The sequence below is a fragment of the Streptomyces sp. NPDC058796 genome (assembly GCF_042745235.1).
Lineage (GTDB): Bacteria > Actinomycetota > Actinomycetes > Streptomycetales > Streptomycetaceae > Streptomyces.
The window spans coordinates 271,772-287,198 of sequence record NZ_JBHYOP010000002.1; the positions used below are offsets into that span (position 1 = coordinate 271,772).

Genomic DNA, 15,427 nt, shown 5'->3' on the forward strand with positions numbered 1-15,427 from the left:
GGGAACCCTGCCGGAACGTGTGCCCGTCCCCACCGGTCCAGAAAGGCCGCAGTCCCCATGGTGCAGATCAAGAGCCCCGAGCAGATCGCCAAGATGCGTGAGGCGGGGTTGGTCGTCGCCGCCATCCACGCGGCCACGCGCGAGGCCGCCGTGCCCGGCGCCACGACCAGGGACCTGGACCAGGTCGCCCGCAAGGTACTCGCGGACCACGGCGCCAAGCCGAACTTCCTGGGCTACGGCGGCTTCCCCGCGACCATCTGCACGTCCGTGAACGAGGTCGTCGTCCACGGCATCCCCTCCGACGACGTGGTCCTCAAGGACGGCGACGTCATCTCCATCGACTGCGGCGCGATCATCGACGGCTGGCACGGCGACGCCGCCTACACGGCCTTCGTCGGTTCCGGTCACTCCCCGGAGCTGGTGGAGCTTTCCCGGGTGACCGAGGAGTCGATGTGGGCGGGCATCGCGGCGATGAAGCAGGGCAACCGCCTGGTCGACGTCTCCCGGGCCATCGAGACGTACATCCGCCGCCAGCCGAAGCCCGGCGGCGGCAAGTACGGGATCATCGAGGACTACGGCGGCCACGGCATCGGCACCGAGATGCACATGGACCCGCACCTGCTGAACTACGTCGACCGCAAGCGCGGCAAGGGTCCCAAGCTGGTCCCCGGCTTCTGCCTGGCCATCGAGCCGATGGTCTCCCTCGGCACCCCGCGCACGGAGGTCCTCGAGGACGACTGGACCGTCATCACGACGGACGGCACCTGGTCCTCCCACTGGGAGCACTCGGTGGCCCTGACGGAGGAGGGTCCGCTGGTGCTGACGGCGGTCGACGGGGGTCGGGCGAAGCTGGCGGAGCTGGGGATCACGGCGGCGCCGGATCCGCTGGCGTGAGGCCGGTGGGGAGCCGGGACCGCCGGTCGGAGGCCGGCGCAGCCGCTCGAAGCCTGTGAGATACCCCTCGGCGCCGAGCCCGCGGGGGGCGGCGTGCTGCGCGTCACCGCCGCTCCCGGCCCCCTCGCATAGCGATCAGGTATCCGGGGCAGACTTCCCCGTTTCGCCTTTCCGGGTTTGCTGACGTAGACTGACTCGTCGGCTCTGGTGCACCCGCATGTCCGCATGCGAATGCTACAACGCACGGGAGTCGATCAAGGTAGTCGATTCGAAGGGCGAAGCGTGGCCAAGAAGCAAGGTGCCATCGAGATCGAAGGCACTGTCGTCGAGTCTCTTCCGAACGCCATGTTCAAGGTGGAGCTCCAGAACGGCCACCAGGTCCTGGCACACATCAGCGGCAAGATGCGCATGCACTACATCCGCATCCTCCCTGACGACCGGGTCGTGGTGGAGCTGTCTCCGTACGACCTGACGCGTGGCCGGATCGTCTACCGGTACAAGTAGATCTTGCCCACGCCCCGTGCGCCTCGCGCGCGGGTCCGCCGGCAACTGACCCGGAGAACCTCACACCCATGAAGGTCAAGCCGAGCGTCAAGAAGATCTGCGACAAGTGCAGGGTGATCCGCCGTCACGGTCGGGTCATGGTCATCTGCGACAACCCGCGCCACAAGCAGCGCCAGGGCTGACGCCTGACCGTTCCCTCCGCGATTCGCATGACTTCGCGCGACGCGAGCTGAACATGTTCATACGCAGGACCCGGGCGGAAGACGCCTGACACCCCCGGTTCGGAGGCCGGGGACCCGAGCCGTACCAAGCCTTTGAAAGAGAAGGTGCCGGCGGCCGGGATCCGGTTCTGCGGAAGACCTCCGACAATCAACTGGAGCCATTGAATGGCACGCGTTTCCGGTGTTGACATCCCGCGCGAAAAGCGCGTGGAGATCGCCCTCACCTACGTGTTCGGCATCGGCCGGACCCTCTCGCAGCAGACGCTCGCCGCGACCGGCGTGGACCCGAACACCCGTGTTCGGGATCTCTCCGAGGAGCAGCTCGTCGCGATCCGCGAGTACGTCGACAACAACATCAAGACCGAGGGTGACCTCCGTCGCGAGATCCAGGCCGACATCCGCCGCAAGGTCGAGATCGGTACCTACCAGGGTCTCCGTCACCGTCGCGGTCTGCCCGTCCGCGGTCAGCGCACCAGCACGAACGCCCGTACCCGCAAGGGCCCGCGTCGCGCCATCGCCGGCAAGAAGAAGCCGGGCAAGAAGTAGTCCACAGCGGACTCGCCGTCCAGCGGTCTTCGCTGTAGGACCGACCACCTCCCGTAGGAGAACGACATGCCCCCCAAGGGACGTCAGGGCGCGACCAAGAAGGTGCGCCGCAAGGAAAAGAAGAACGTCGCTCACGGCCACGCGCACATCAAGAGCACGTTCAACAACACGATCGTGTCCATCACGGACCCGACCGGCAACGTGATCTCCTGGGCCTCCGCCGGCCACGTCGGCTTCAAGGGCTCCCGGAAGTCCACGCCGTTCGCCGCGCAGATGGCCGCCGAGTCGGCTGCCCGCCGCGCGCAGGAGCACGGCATGCGCAAGGTCGACGTCTTCGTCAAGGGCCCGGGTTCCGGTCGTGAGACCGCCATCCGCTCCCTGCAGGCGACCGGCCTCGAGGTCGGCTCCATCCAGGACGTCACGCCCACCCCGCACAACGGCTGCCGTCCGCCGAAGCGTCGTCGCGTCTGATCTCGCTTCACCTGCTTCACCAGGGTTTTCGGGCGGTACGGCTCTTTCGGGCCGTATCGCCCGTACCCTTGCAGTACTAGTCGGGCGTCAAATAGCGGGCGCCCCTGACTGAAGGATCACCACATGCTGATCGCTCAGCGTCCCTCGTTGACCGAAGAGGTCGTCGACGAGTTCCGCTCCCGGTTCGTCATCGAGCCGCTGGAGCCGGGCTTCGGCTACACCCTCGGCAACTCCCTCCGCCGCACCCTCCTGTCGTCGATCCCCGGCGCTGCTGTCACCAGCATCCGCATCGACGGCGTCCTGCACGAGTTCACCACCGTGCCGGGCGTCAAGGAGGACGTCACCGACCTGATCCTCAACATCAAGCAGCTGGTCGTCTCCTCGGAGCACGACGAGCCGGTCGTGATGTACCTGCGCAAGCAGGGCCCGGGTCTGGTCACCGCCGCCGACATCGCGCCGCCGGCCGGTGTCGAGGTGCACAACCCCGACCTCGTCCTCGCCACGCTCAACGGCAAGGGCAAGCTGGAGATGGAGCTGACCGTCGAGCGCGGTCGCGGCTACGTCTCCGCCGTGCAGAACAAGCAGGTCGGTCAGGAGATCGGGCGCATCCCGGTCGACTCGATCTACTCGCCGGTTCTCAAGGTCACGTACAAGGTCGAGGCCACGCGTGTCGAGCAGCGCACCGACTTCGACAAGCTGATCGTCGACGTCGAGACCAAGCAGGCGATGCGTCCGCGTGACGCCATGGCCTCCGCCGGTAAGACGCTGGTCGAGCTGTTCGGCCTCGCCCGCGAGCTGAACATCGACGCCGAGGGCATCGACATGGGTCCGTCCCCGACGGACGCCGCGCTCGCCGCCGACCTGGCGCTGCCGATCGAGGAGCTGGAGCTCACCGTTCGGTCGTACAACTGCCTCAAGCGCGAGGGCATCCACTCCGTGGGTGAGCTGGTTGCTCGCTCCGAGGCCGACCTCCTGGACATCCGCAACTTCGGTGCGAAGTCCATCGACGAGGTCAAGGCGAAGCTGGCCGGTATGGGCCTGGCCCTGAAGGACAGCCCGCCCGGATTCGACCCGACCGCCGCGGCGGACGCCTTCGGCGCCGACGACGACGCGGACGCCGGTTTCGTGGAGACCGAGCAGTACTGATCGGTTCTCGGCTGCGGTTCGGTTGTGGCTGGTCGCGCCCACGCGACGGAGTCGCATGTCGACACCGCCCCGCGCCCCTCTGGGGCGCGGACGCTCCGGGGCGTGTGAAAAGGCGCCCCGGATCTCCGACAGGCGACCGCCTGCTCGGATACTGACTCCGGTACCTGATACGGCCGGGGCAGACACCTAGGAGAAACACCATGCCGAAGCCCACCAAGGGTGCCCGTCTGGGCGGCAGCGCCGCGCACGAGAAGCTGCTCCTCGCGAACCTCGCGAAGAGCCTCTTCGAGCACGGCCGGATCACCACCACCGAGGCGAAGGCGCGCAAGCTGCGTCCGTACGCCGAGCGTCTGGTCACCAAGGCGAAGAAGGGCGACCTTCACAACCGCCGTCAGGTGCTCCAGGTGATCACGGACAAGAGCGTCGTCCACACGCTCTTCACCGAGATCGGCCCGCGTTACGAGAACCGTCCCGGTGGTTACACCCGGATCACCAAGATCGGTAACCGCCGTGGCGACAACGCGCCCATGGCCGTCATCGAGCTGGTCGAGGCGCTGACCGTGGCGCAGGAGGCCACCGGCGAGGCCGAGGCCGCGACGAAGCGTGCGGCCAAGGACGCCGAGGGCACCGAGGCTGCCGAGGCCAAGGTCGACACGACCAAGGCCGACGAGGCTCCCGCCGAGGAGTCCAAGGACGCGTAAGCGTTCTGCCGGGGACTGTGCGTCGGCGGCCGCGGGTTCGTGGTGGCCGGCCGCGCAGTTCCCCGCGCCCCTTCAGGGCGTTGCGGGTCCGTTCCTTTCGAGGGGCGGGCCCGCTTTCGTGTGGGTGAGAGGATCTTTGGGTGAGTGACGAAGTACAGGCCGGATTCGTGCGGGTGCGGCTGGATCTTTCCTACGACGGGTCCGAGTTCTCCGGGTGGGCCAAGCAGGCCGGTGGGCGGCGGACCGTGCAGGGGGAGATCGAGGAGGCGCTGCGGACGGTCACGCGGTCCGGGCGGACGTACGACCTGACCGTGGCCGGGCGGACCGACGCGGGCGTGCACGCCCGGGGGCAGGTCGCGCACGTCGATCTGGAGCGCGAGGTGTGGGCCGAGCACCACGTGAAGCTGCTCAAGCGGCTCGCCGGGAGGCTGCCACGGGATGTCAGGGTCTGGGCTCTGCGCGAGGCGCCGCCCGGATTCAACGCCCGGTTCTCCGCCGTCTGGCGGCGCTACGCGTACCGCGTCACCGACAACCCCGGTGGTGTCGACCCGCTGCTGCGCGGGCACGTCCTGTGGCACGACTGGCCGCTCGACGTGGAGGCCATGAACGAGGCCGCCCGCGGGCTGCTGGGAGAACACGACTTCGCCGCCTACTGCAAGAGGCGGGAGGGGGCCACGACCATCCGGACCCTCCAGGAGCTGAGCCTGGTCCGCGGCGACGACGGGATCATCACCGCCACCGTCCGTGCCGACGCCTTCTGCCACAACATGGTGCGCTCGCTCATCGGCGCCCTGCTCTTCGTCGGCGACGGCCACCGCACGCCCGACTGGCCGGCCAAGGTGCTCGCGGCGGGCGTACGGGATTCCGCCGTCCACGTGGTCCGGCCGCACGGGCTGACCCTCGAGGAGGTCGGCTATCCCGCCGACGACATGCTGGCGGCACGCAACCTGGAGGCGCGGAACAAGAGGACGCTGCCGGGGAGCGGCTGCTGCTGAACGCGCGGTGCGGGACGGGTGTGCCCCGCTAGACTGCTGTTCGACGACGCCTCGTTCACATCAACCACCGGAATGTCCGCCGGTGGGGTGCTGGGGGACGGCGAGGCCGTCGGGCCGCCACGACTGCCTGTTCCGACACCTGTCCTGCCACCGGACGCGCCCATGGGGAGCGGCCGTCCGGTGTTGTCGTGCGTGGCCGGATCCGCTGTGAGCCGGGGAGCCACTTTGTCCAGAGCCAGAAAGCACTCGGCGTCGGCGTCCGCCGAACGGGATTCCAGGGCGAAGGTGGGCCGGCGTTCGGCGCTCGGCCTGCTGGGGCTCGGCGGTCTGCTGACGGCCGGCGGCGTGGCCGCGGGGGTGGCGGGCAAGGACCTGATCCTGCCCGCGTCGGCGGAGAGCGCCACCGGGGCCGTCGATCTCGGGGTGGGCGGGAGTGCCAAGAACCTGACTCCGCCGACGTACGCCCCGAGCGGACGCCGCCCGCGGTACCGGCGGGCGACCTGGAGCGAGCAGTTCCAGGAAGGGCACGAGTGGTCGGCCGGCGGCGAGGGCACCGCGTCCTCCGACTCCGACGCCGAGGTCTTCACCCGGGGCGACCGCTCATACCGGGTCACCACGCGCGGTGACGGTGTCCAGTCCTTCGTACGCCGTACCGGCATGGAACCGATGAGTCTCAAGGGGAAGATGCTCCGTCTCGTCTTCCAGGTGGAGGACGTCGCCCGTCTGGAGCGGATGGAGTTCTACCTGGGCAGCCGGAAACTGGCGGACAACTTCAGCTGGACCTTCCACTACCACGCGGCCGAGGGCACCAACTACGTGCAGTCGGGGGACTGGGTCACCGTCCACCTGCAGTGGGCGGACGTCGCCGGGGCGGGCGGCGACTACGAGCTGTCGTCGCGCGGTGAGCCGTCGGACCGGTCCGGCTTCACCGACATGTCGTTCGCCGTGTACGACGACGGGAAGGGGCCGGTCACATACCGCCTCCAGGCCGTCGAGGTGGTGCCGGACACCACGGACGTCTTTCCCAAGGGCGTCGTCTCGATCACCTTCGACGACTCGCACGGCTCGGTGCACGATTTCGCCCGACCGGTCATGGACCGGTACCAGATGCCCGGCACGCTCTACAACATCGCCGACGCGATAGACACCGAGCCCTTCATGAGCATCGGGCAGATGCGTTCCCTGCAGGACTCGTCCGGCTGGGAGATGGCCGGACACGCCTACTCGCTCAAGGCCCATGAGGCGAGCTACCCGGAACTGACCGCGGAGGAGGTCGACGACGACTTCCGCAAGCTGCGCGAGTGGCTGGTCGCCCGCGGTTTCACCAGCGAGCACTTCGCCTACCCGCACGGGGCGTTCGGGAAGACCCGCGACGGTGTGCCCGTCGACATGCTGGCCGCCCGGCACTTCACCACCGCGCGTTCCATCATCTCCGAGACGACCGAGAGCTTCGCCCCGGCGATGCCGTACCGGCTCAAGGCGCTGACCGGGATCAACGACGGGAAGAAGATCGGCGGTGAGACGCTGGCCGACGTGATCGAGGCGGGCGGCGCGCTGGACCGCTGTGCGCGCGGCGGCGACTGGCTCATCCTGTGTCTGCACCGGATCGTCCAGGGCGTTCCCACGGTGAACACGGAACTGAGCACCCAGGGCCTCGAACTCCTGATGCGCGAGATCGACAAGCGGGGCATCGAGGTACTGACGGTGCAGGAGGCGATGGCGCACTACACCTGACACGACGCCGGGGGCGCCGCACAGGATCTGTGCGGCGCCCCCGGCGTTCGAAGGTGTGCGGCGTGCGGTCAGGAGCGGCGCGCCCGCCTGCCGCCGCCGGCCGCCCGGCGGTCATGCCGGCTCCGCTTGACGGAGAGTATCCAGCCCAGCACGGTGAGGGTGACGGCCAGGCACGTGAAGCCGATGACGACGATCTCGACCTGGGTGACCTTCGTGACGGTATAGGCGATGCCCGCGAGGACCGCGCAGGCCCCGAGGCCTCTGAGGGTGTTCATTCTTCTACTTCCAGGCGGACACACGCGTCACGTAGGACTTGAGGATGGATGACACGAGCCAGTAGGCGCGTACGACGGTGTAGACCAACTCGGGGATGAGCAGGGCCTCGACGAGCATCGCCTTCCAGCCCAGATTCCGTACCCGCATCGCGGGATAGATGATCCAGAAGGCGAGCAGGGCCCACAGCAGCGGGTGTGTGTTCAGGCTGTACTGGGCCGCGGCGAGGAGCTGGCGGGCCCCCCAGATGAAGATGTACGAGAAGCCGAACAGACCCAGGATCATCGTGATGATGGAGTGCCAGGTGAACTTGGTCCAGCCACGGCGGCGCAGTGCGTCCACGGTGCCCCGGCTCCACCGCTCGCGCTGCTGGACCAGCTCGCGCAGGGTGGGCATGAGGTCGGTGTAGGCGATGCACAGCTGATTGGCCGTGACCTTCCAGCCGGACTCCTTGAGCGCCAGCGTGGTCTCGTAGTCCTCGACGAGGTTGCGGTGGTCCTCCCAGAACACCTCGCCGCGCCAGTCGATCAGGCCCTGCAGGGCCTCGGCGCGGTAGAAGGAGCCGGCGCCCGACATGGTGTGGACGTCCTTGCGGAAGCGCGAGTTGGCCGCCCGGCCGTACTCGATGATCTGCATGCCGAGCAGGAACCGCTGCCAGGGGCTCCGCCACAGGTCGGTACGGCCGAGGCAGGCCGCGCTGACACCGCCGATCTCGGGATCGGACGAGATGACGTTGCGGGCGCGCTCGATGAACCGGGAGTGCAGTTCGGTGTCGGCGTCCATGACGAGGATGTGGCCGACGCGGCCGTTGAGGCGGCCGCCGACGGACTGCCTGAGCCAGCTCAGGCCGTAGTTGAGGGCGCCGGCCTTCTTGTGGGGGTTGTCCGGGAAGTTCAGCACGACGGTCGGCGGCGTGCTCTCGTCTTCGGCGAACTGGAGCGCGTAGTCCTCGGTGCGGTCGGTGGAGTTGTTGACCACCACGACGATCAGGTCGGGCCGGCGGGTCTGCTGGGACAGGGACTCGAGAGAGGTGAAGACCCCGACCTCCTCGTTCCTCGCGGGAACCAGGACGACGGTCTCGTAGACCATGGTGGTCGTGGTGGGGGCGGCGCGGACGTTTCCGCCGCGGCCTCTTCGGTGACGGCTTCGAGCCGCCGGCTGCGAGTCAGCCCGGTCGTGGCCCGTGTCGATGACGGACAAGGCGATCCCCCCACCCTGTTTTCTTTTGAGGCGACAGACCCACTCTCTGTGGGCAGTGCGAATGCGCTTGTGAAGATACCGCAAGCATGTCCGACTCTTGAGTGCTTGAGCAGGTCCCTACTAGTGGGGGTATCCGACGCAAATTGGACACGGGGTTAGTCGCCCGTTATCCGTCATCGGTTTGTGAATCCGATCAATTCAGGCAATCACGGCAGGGGTTGTGCTATTTCGGCGTGAGGAAGGTCACGCATGTGGGGGGATGGGGTTAGTTGTGAGGGCCAAGTGAGCGTGTGCCTAAGATTCGCTCGACAGCCGCCCGTGGAATCTGGGGTATTCCGTGTCCCATCGCAGTAAATCTTCTGGTAAAGGGCGAAAGGCTCTTATCACTATGTTTGCGGTGGTCCTCCTGGCCGCCGCTGGTGCGGCCGCCTATCGATGGTGGCCGTCGGACGGGGAGTCCACAGCCCTGACCGTCCGCTACCGCACCGCCGAAGGCCCGACGGTGACGGACGCCGCCAAACCGTGGCTGGAAGTCATCAACACGTCCGGTGAGGCGGTAGACCTCGCCGACGTCACCGTCCGGTACCACTACACCGCGGACGACGGTGCCCAGTTCGCGGCCAACTGCGTGCAGACGTCCCTCGACTGCTCCAAGGTCACCCTGCACACGGCCGCCGCGCGGAAGGCCGGTCCGAAGGCCGACCGCTATCTGCAGATCGGCTTCACGGGCGAGGCCGGCACCCTGAAGCCCGGTGGGACGACCCAGGCGATCGGGCTCCAGCTGTACCGCGTCGACCACAAGAAGCTGGACCAGTCGGACGACTACTCGTTCGACGCGGAGAAGACGTCGTACCAGGAGTCCGAGCGGGTCACGGCCTACCTGGACGGGGCCCAGGCGTGGGGCGAGGGGCCGCAGGGGGAGACCGCGGGGTCAGGGGAGCGCGCGAACGCCGCAGCCCCCGCCGAAGCGGTGCGGCCGCCCGACGGGCTCCTCTTCGACGACTTCGCCTACACGGGCCCCGACGACCCGGCGCTCGCCGCCAACGGCTGGGAGGTGCGTGACGGTGCGGGCGGCCCGGGCGTCGAGGACTCGTGGTCGGCGAAGGGGGTCACGTTCCCCGCCGGCGAGAACGGTGACGGCGGGCAGGCGCTGCGGCTGGAGGCCCGTACCGACGGCACCGCGAAGGGAACGGTGCAGTCCGAATTCCACACCGTGCGTCCGGTGTTCCGCGAAGGCACATTCGTCGCCCGCGTGTACTTCACCGACGAACCGGTGACCGGCGAGGACGGTGATCACGCTTCCCAGTCCGTCTTCGCCATCTCGCCGGACCACAAGTCGGAGAAGTACAGCGAACTCGACTTCGAGTACATGGCGAACGGCGGCTGGGGCCGCTACGGCCCGCTTCTCGACACCACCAGCTGGCGCAACAGCGAAGAGGGCGACCGGGTCACCGAGCCCCACCAGCTGAAGCTCGGCGGCTGGCACACCCTGGCCATGACCGCGGCCGACGGCAAGGTCACCTACTCGGTGGACGGCGAAACGCTGTTCACCAGTGGGAAGAAGTACCTCCCGCGCGAGCCGATGAGCATCAACTTCAGCAACTGGTTCATCGACCTCCCCTTCAAGGGGGAGCGTTCCTGGGAGATGAAGGTCGACTGGGTCTACCTCATGTCCGGCCAGGTCGTCTCCGCGGACGACGCGGCGAAGGCCGCGGCCGGCTACGCCGCCGCGGGCACGAGTCACGTGAACACCCTCGCGGGGAGTGACTGACCGGGCGGCGGTCAGCCCGCCTGGGCCGCCGCCGACGCCTGGGCCTCGCCGCGGCGGTGGATCTGGCGGAAGGCGAACTCGGCCAGGTCGTCGCCGGCCTTGAACACCTCGGTGGTCTTCTCCGTCACGTCCTTGCCGTCGGTGAAGCCGGCGACGGTGAAGTAGGCGTAGCGGCCGTAGGAGTTGGTCGTGGAGCGGCAGACGGCGCCGGTGCAGAAGGACTTCACGCCGCCGCCGGACAGGGAGCGGATGATGCTCTTCTTGTCGGCCTGCTGCTTGGCCCTGACGGCCTGCGCCTCGGTGTCGAAGACGGCCACGCCGACCGTCACCGCCACGTCGCCCTGGGTGTAGGTGACCCGCATCATGCGGGTGCAGTCGTTGTCGGTGAGGACCTTCGGCAGCGTCTTCTGGGCGGCGGAGCCGCAGGTGCGGGTGTCCGCCGTCGGGCCCTTCCTGTAGACCGTCCCGCTCATGGTGAGCTGGGTGCCGGGAAAGAGCGCGTCGGGGCTGAGCGGGGCCTTGTCCTTCTTGACGCTGGAGATGAAGTCCTTGGGGTCCAGCGGGGGCGGGGCGCTGGTCGGCGCGAACGAGGGGGCGGTGGCCGACGCGCTGGGTATGTCCGCCGTGGCGGGCAGCCGCGAGGAGGGGGCGTCCGACGCCTGCCCGGAGCCGTTCGCCGAGACCACGGCCACGGCGACGGCGCTGGCGATCGCCACGGTGGCCAGGGCGCCGCCGCCGATGAAGAGCAGCCGGCGGCGCTTGGCGCGGGCCTCGGAGGCCTCGGCGAGGGCGGCCCAGTCAGGGGTGTTGTCGCCCTGACCGCTGTTCCAGGGCTGCTGGGACGGCTGCTGCGATTGCGGTTTCCAGGGATCCCACTGCGACTGAGGTCCCCCCTGCCCAAAGCTCATGGGCGGCATCTTAGACGGGCCGTGCGGCGTGCTGGTGCGGCTCCTGAGGCCCCGCAAGCCCTAGCGTTCCGTCCATGCGGACGGGCAAAAGCGACATCTCCGGGTGGTTGGTGCGACCGGCGGGCGGGCCGCTGTGGGCGGTGCTCCTGGCGGTGCTGGCGGCGTGCGCGGGGCACGCGGCACGGGCGACCTCGGGCGGGGGGATGGACAACGCGATCGTCGTGCGGGCCGCCCGGACCTGGCTGGCCGGCGGCTCCCCGTACGACGATCCGCACTTCCTCTACCTCCCGAGCGCGGTCCTGGCCGCCGCACCGCAGGCGATGCTGCCCGGTGCGGTACTGCGGTGGCTGGTGCCGTGCGCGGTGACCGCCCTGCTGGCGGTGGGCTGGGCGTGCGCGCTGCGGCTGCACCGGGTGCCGCTCGGCAGCAGGCTCGCGGTACTCGGGCTCACCGGGCTCGCGGCGGGCTTCGCACCGTTCGGGCACCTGGTGCGGCTCGGCAACTGGACGGTGACGGCGGCCGTGGCCCTGCCGCTGTCCCTGCTGCTGGCGAGCCGGGGGCGGTGGACGGCGGCCGGGGTGGTGATCGGCGCGGCGGTGGCGCTCAAGCCGCTGCTCGCGCCCGTGGTCCTGCTCTTCGTGTTCGCCGGGCGGTGGCGGGCGCTGGCGACGGCCGTGGCCCTGCCCGCGCTCGCCTCCGGCGCGGCGGCGCTGCTGATGCCCGACCCGGCCGGCTTCTTCACCCGCACCCTGCCCTTCCTCCTGCACGGCGACGACGGCTTCGTCCGGCTGTACGAGGCGTCCCCGGCGGCCGTACTGCCCCGGCTCGGAGTGCCGGAGGCGCTCGCCCAGGCGGTGGGGGTGGCGGCGGCCGGGGCCGGGGTGCTGTGCGCGTACGTCCGCTGGCGCCGCGCCGATCCCGGGCCGCTGCGGCTCGCGGAGACCGGCGCGGGCCTGATGCTCGCGGCCTTCCTCGTCTCCCGGCCCTCCTACGACCACTACCTCCTGGTCGTCCTGCCGCTGCTGCTCGCCGGACTGCCGTACGCCGGCTCGGCGGCCCGCGTGGTCTGGTTCTGGATCTCCCTGGTGCCCCAGGTGCCCGGGGTGACCTGGCCCTGGCTGGAGTCGGAGAAGCGGCGGGCCTTCCGGGACGCGTTCACGCTGTGTGTGCTGGCGGTGACGGTCGCCCGGCAGGCGAACCCGGGGCGGGAGGCCGAGGACGACGAGGTGCGCCCCGGGGCCGGGGCGAGGAGGGCGCAGGCCGCCGCGGCTCCGTTTTGACCAGGCTGTGCCACCCCGGGTACTCTGCACAGTCGTATGTGTATTGGCTTGCTCATTCTCACGTGAGGGGCCCTTACACCGGTCCACCGGGACCGATGACCAGCGACCAGCACGCGGTTTGCGTCACCGCGGTGCGGTCAGGGCTGTCGTGATCGTCTTCGGTGACCTTGTCAGGACCATTCACTGAAGAAGCGAAGGCTACGAACCGTGCGTACGTACAGCCCCAAGCCCGGCGATGTGACGCGCCAGTGGCACGTCATCGACGCTCAGGACGTCGTCCTGGGTCGTCTCGCCACGACCGCCGCCACCCTGCTGCGTGGCAAGCACAAGCCGATCTACGCGCCGCACGTCGACGCTGGTGACTTCGTCATCATCATCAACGCCGACAAGGTGCACCTCTCCGGCAACAAGCGGACCCAGAAGATGGCGTACCGCCACTCCGGCTACCCGGGCGGCCTGCGCTCGGTGCGCTACGACGAGCTGCTGGACAAGAACCCGGAGAAGGCCGTCGAGAAGGCCATCAAGGGCATGCTCCCCAAGAACTCCCTGGGCCGTCAGATGCTCTCGAAGCTGAAGGTCTACAAGGGTGACCAGCACCCGCACGGCGCGCAGCAGCCGCAGCCGTTCGAGATCACCCAGGTCGCGCAGTAAGTCCGGCCACCCCCTAAGACTGAAGAGAATCTGAGGAGCATCGTGGCCGAGACCACTGCCGAGCAGCCGCTCGAAGAGATCGACATCGACAGCTACACCACCGAGTCCGAGGTCCCCGTCGAGGGCGAGTACACCTCGGAGTCCATGGCCTCCGCCTTCGGCGAGCCCCAGCCGGCCGCCGGCCTGGGCCGTCGCAAGAACGCCATCGCCCGTGTCCGGATCGTCCCGGGCACCGGCAAGTGGAAGATCAACGGCCGCACCCTTGAGGACTACTTCCCCAACAAGGTGCACCAGCAGGAGGTCAACGAGCCCTTCAAGGTGCTCGAGCTGGACGACCGTTACGACGTCATCGCCCGCATCGCCGGTGGCGGTGTCTCCGGCCAGGCCGGTGCGCTCCGTCTCGGTGTCGCCCGCGCCCTGAACGAGGCCGACGTCGACAACAACCGCGGTCCGCTGAAGAAGGCCGGCTTCCTCAAGCGCGACGACCGTGCGGTCGAGCGCAAGAAGGCCGGTCTGAAGAAGGCCCGCAAGGCTCCGCAGTACAGCAAGCGCTAAGCCGCGCCTGCCTGTACTCCGAACGCCCCGGCGGCACGCCACTGTGCTGCCGGGGCGTTCGTTTATCCCAGCCGTTGGGCGTATAACGGCACAAGACGTTCTAAGGCTCATGTGATCGGATGGCCGGGCGGCGCGCGCCCGGGACGACGGGGGCCCGCTGCGTGGGCCGCACCGGCAGCGCTCCCGTCCGTGACGTTTCCTCAGGAGGACAAGTGGGACGACTCTTCGGCACGGACGGCGTGCGCGGTGTCGCCAACGCGGATCTGACGGCCGAGCTGGCGCTCGGTCTCTCCGTCGCCGCGGCGCACGTACTGGCCGAGGCGGGCACCTTCGCCGGACACCGGCCGACCGCCGTGGTCGGACGGGACCCGCGCGCCTCCGGGGAGTTCCTGGAGGCCGCCGTGGTCGCGGGCCTGGCCAGCGCCGGCGTGGACGTGCTGCGCGTCGGCGTGCTGCCGACGCCCGCGGTCGCCCATCTCACCGGCGCACTCGGCGCCGACCTCGGCGTGATGCTCTCCGCGAGCCACAACGCCATGCCCGACAACGGCATCAAGTTCTTCGCCCGCGGCGGCCACAAGCTCGCCGACGAGCTGGAGGACCGTATCGAGTCCGTCTACGCCGACCACCGCACCGGCGCCCCCTGGGACCGCCCGACCGGCGCCGGCGTCGGCCGCGTCCGCGACTACGACCAGGGGCTCGACCAGTACGTCGCCCACCTCGTCGGCGTTCTGCCCAACCGCCTCGACGGGCTGAAGATCGTCCTCGACGAGGCGCACGGCGCCGCCCACCGGGTCTCGCCCGAGGCGTTCGCGCGGGCCGGGGCCGAGGTCGTCACCATCGGTGCCGTGCCGGACGGCCTCAACATCAACGACGGCTGCGGCTCCACCCACCTCGACCTGCTCAAGGCGGCCGTCGTCGAGCACGGCGCCGACCTGGGCATCGCCCACGACGGCGACGCCGACCGCTGCCTGGCCGTGGACCACACCGGCGCGGAGGTGGACGGCGACCAGATCCTCGCCGTGCTGGCGCTGGCGATGCGGGAGCGGGACGCGCTGCGCTCCGACACCGTCGTCGCGACCGTCATGTCCAACCTGGGCTTCAAGCTGGCCATGGAGCGCGAGGGCATCCGGTTCGCGCAGACCGGGGTCGGCGACCGGTACGTCCTGGAGGAGATGAAGGAGCACGGCTACGCGCTCGGCGGCGAGCAGTCCGGCCACGTCATCATCCTCGACCACGCCACGACCGGTGACGGCACGCTGACCGGCCTGATGCTGGCGGCGCGGGTGGCGCAGACCGGGCGTACGCTGCGGGACCTCGCGTCCGTCATGGAGCGGCTCCCGCAGGTGCTGATCAATGTGCCGGACGTGGACAAGTCGCGGGTGACGAGCTCTGCCGAGCTGGCCACGGCGGTCTCCGAGGCCGAGCGGGAGCTGGGGAGCACCGGGCGGGTGCTGCTGCGTCCCTCCGGGACCGAGCCGCTCGTGCGGGTGATGGTCGAGGCGGCGGACATCGAGCAGGCTCGGGCTGTGGCGGGGCGGCTGGCGGATTCCGTCAAGTCGGCGCTGGGATAGTTCCTC

17 protein-coding genes are annotated in these 15,427 nt (G+C 69.4%); 14 read left to right on the top strand and 3 right to left on the bottom strand.

Features of this window, described 5'->3' with window-relative positions; genetic code table 11:
• Positions 1-57: 57 nt before the first annotated feature.
• From map to ACFW47_RS06585, 9 genes are all read left to right on the top strand, one after another.
• Positions 58-894 (top strand): type I methionyl aminopeptidase, encoded by an 837-nt coding sequence (gene map, locus ACFW47_RS06545; protein ID WP_386281555.1) that lies wholly within the window; start codon positions 58-60, stop codon positions 892-894.
• Positions 895-1,176: 282 nt separating this feature from the next.
• The gene (gene infA / locus ACFW47_RS06550) at positions 1,177-1,398 is read left to right on the top strand and encodes a translation initiation factor IF-1 (RefSeq protein ID WP_003948620.1); all 222 of its coding nucleotides are present in this window, start codon (positions 1,177-1,179) and stop codon (positions 1,396-1,398) included.
• Positions 1,399-1,466: 68 nt separating this feature from the next.
• Positions 1,467-1,580: a 50S ribosomal protein L36 gene (rpmJ, locus tag ACFW47_RS06555; protein WP_003974245.1), complete on the top strand. Its 114-nt coding sequence runs from the start codon at positions 1,467-1,469 to the stop codon at positions 1,578-1,580.
• A gap of 204 nt (positions 1,581-1,784) precedes the next feature.
• Positions 1,785-2,165 (top strand): 30S ribosomal protein S13, encoded by a 381-nt coding sequence (rpsM, locus tag ACFW47_RS06560; protein WP_004984507.1) that lies wholly within the window; start codon positions 1,785-1,787, stop codon positions 2,163-2,165.
• Positions 2,166-2,231: 66 nt separating this feature from the next.
• Complete coding sequence (gene rpsK / locus ACFW47_RS06565; RefSeq protein WP_007443997.1) at positions 2,232-2,636, top strand: 30S ribosomal protein S11; 405 nt, start codon at positions 2,232-2,234, stop codon at positions 2,634-2,636.
• A gap of 123 nt (positions 2,637-2,759) precedes the next feature.
• Positions 2,760-3,782 carry a DNA-directed RNA polymerase subunit alpha gene (locus ACFW47_RS06570; RefSeq protein ID WP_003966937.1) on the top strand — a complete coding sequence of 341 codons (1,023 nt, stop codon included), beginning with the start codon at positions 2,760-2,762 and terminating at the stop codon, positions 3,780-3,782.
• 200 nt (positions 3,783-3,982) lie between these two features.
• Positions 3,983-4,483: a 50S ribosomal protein L17 gene (gene rplQ, locus ACFW47_RS06575; protein WP_386281551.1), complete on the top strand. Its 501-nt coding sequence runs from the start codon at positions 3,983-3,985 to the stop codon at positions 4,481-4,483.
• 140 nt (positions 4,484-4,623) lie between these two features.
• Entirely contained in the window at positions 4,624-5,478 is an 855-nt protein-coding gene (gene truA, locus ACFW47_RS06580) for a tRNA pseudouridine(38-40) synthase TruA (protein ID WP_386281549.1), read from the top strand.
• A gap of 225 nt (positions 5,479-5,703) precedes the next feature.
• Complete coding sequence (locus ACFW47_RS06585; protein ID WP_386281547.1) at positions 5,704-7,212, top strand: polysaccharide deacetylase family protein; 1,509 nt, start codon at positions 5,704-5,706, stop codon at positions 7,210-7,212.
• A 68-nt stretch (positions 7,213-7,280) separates the two neighbouring features.
• On the opposite strand, the gene ACFW47_RS06590 is transcribed toward ACFW47_RS06585, so the two are convergent.
• Together ACFW47_RS06590 and ACFW47_RS06595 are read right to left on the bottom strand one after the other, a co-directional pair.
• A complete protein-coding gene (locus tag ACFW47_RS06590; protein ID WP_386281544.1) occupies positions 7,281-7,487 on the bottom strand; it encodes a hypothetical protein in 207 nt (68 codons plus the stop codon).
• 4 nt (positions 7,488-7,491) lie between these two features.
• Positions 7,492-8,574 carry a glycosyltransferase family 2 protein gene (locus ACFW47_RS06595; RefSeq protein WP_386281541.1) on the bottom strand — a complete coding sequence of 361 codons (1,083 nt, stop codon included), beginning with the start codon at positions 8,572-8,574 and terminating at the stop codon, positions 7,492-7,494.
• A 508-nt stretch (positions 8,575-9,082) separates the two neighbouring features.
• Here ACFW47_RS06595 and ACFW47_RS06600 point away from each other — a divergent pair.
• Positions 9,083-10,456 (top strand): cellulose binding domain-containing protein, encoded by a 1,374-nt coding sequence (locus tag ACFW47_RS06600; RefSeq protein ID WP_386305018.1) that lies wholly within the window; start codon positions 9,083-9,085, stop codon positions 10,454-10,456.
• A gap of 11 nt (positions 10,457-10,467) precedes the next feature.
• On the opposite strand, the gene ACFW47_RS06605 is transcribed toward ACFW47_RS06600, so the two are convergent.
• Positions 10,468-11,364 (bottom strand): hypothetical protein, encoded by an 897-nt coding sequence (locus tag ACFW47_RS06605; protein ID WP_386281536.1) that lies wholly within the window; start codon positions 11,362-11,364, stop codon positions 10,468-10,470.
• Positions 11,365-11,438: 74 nt separating this feature from the next.
• Here ACFW47_RS06605 and ACFW47_RS06610 point away from each other — a divergent pair, with 74 nt between their 5' ends.
• From ACFW47_RS06610 to glmM, 4 genes are all read left to right on the top strand, one after another.
• Positions 11,439-12,644 carry a glycosyltransferase family 87 protein gene (locus ACFW47_RS06610; RefSeq protein ID WP_386281534.1) on the top strand — a complete coding sequence of 402 codons (1,206 nt, stop codon included), beginning with the start codon at positions 11,439-11,441 and terminating at the stop codon, positions 12,642-12,644.
• Between the two features lie 207 nt (positions 12,645-12,851).
• A complete protein-coding gene (gene rplM / locus ACFW47_RS06615; RefSeq protein WP_043380986.1) occupies positions 12,852-13,295 on the top strand; it encodes a 50S ribosomal protein L13 in 444 nt (147 codons plus the stop codon).
• 42 nt (positions 13,296-13,337) lie between these two features.
• Positions 13,338-13,850, top strand: coding sequence for a 30S ribosomal protein S9 (gene rpsI, locus ACFW47_RS06620; protein WP_043380984.1), 513 nt, complete (start codon positions 13,338-13,340; stop codon positions 13,848-13,850).
• A 212-nt stretch (positions 13,851-14,062) separates the two neighbouring features.
• Positions 14,063-15,421 carry a phosphoglucosamine mutase gene (gene glmM / locus ACFW47_RS06625; RefSeq protein WP_386281529.1) on the top strand — a complete coding sequence of 453 codons (1,359 nt, stop codon included), beginning with the start codon at positions 14,063-14,065 and terminating at the stop codon, positions 15,419-15,421.
• The last annotated feature ends 6 nt before the right edge of the window (positions 15,422-15,427 follow it).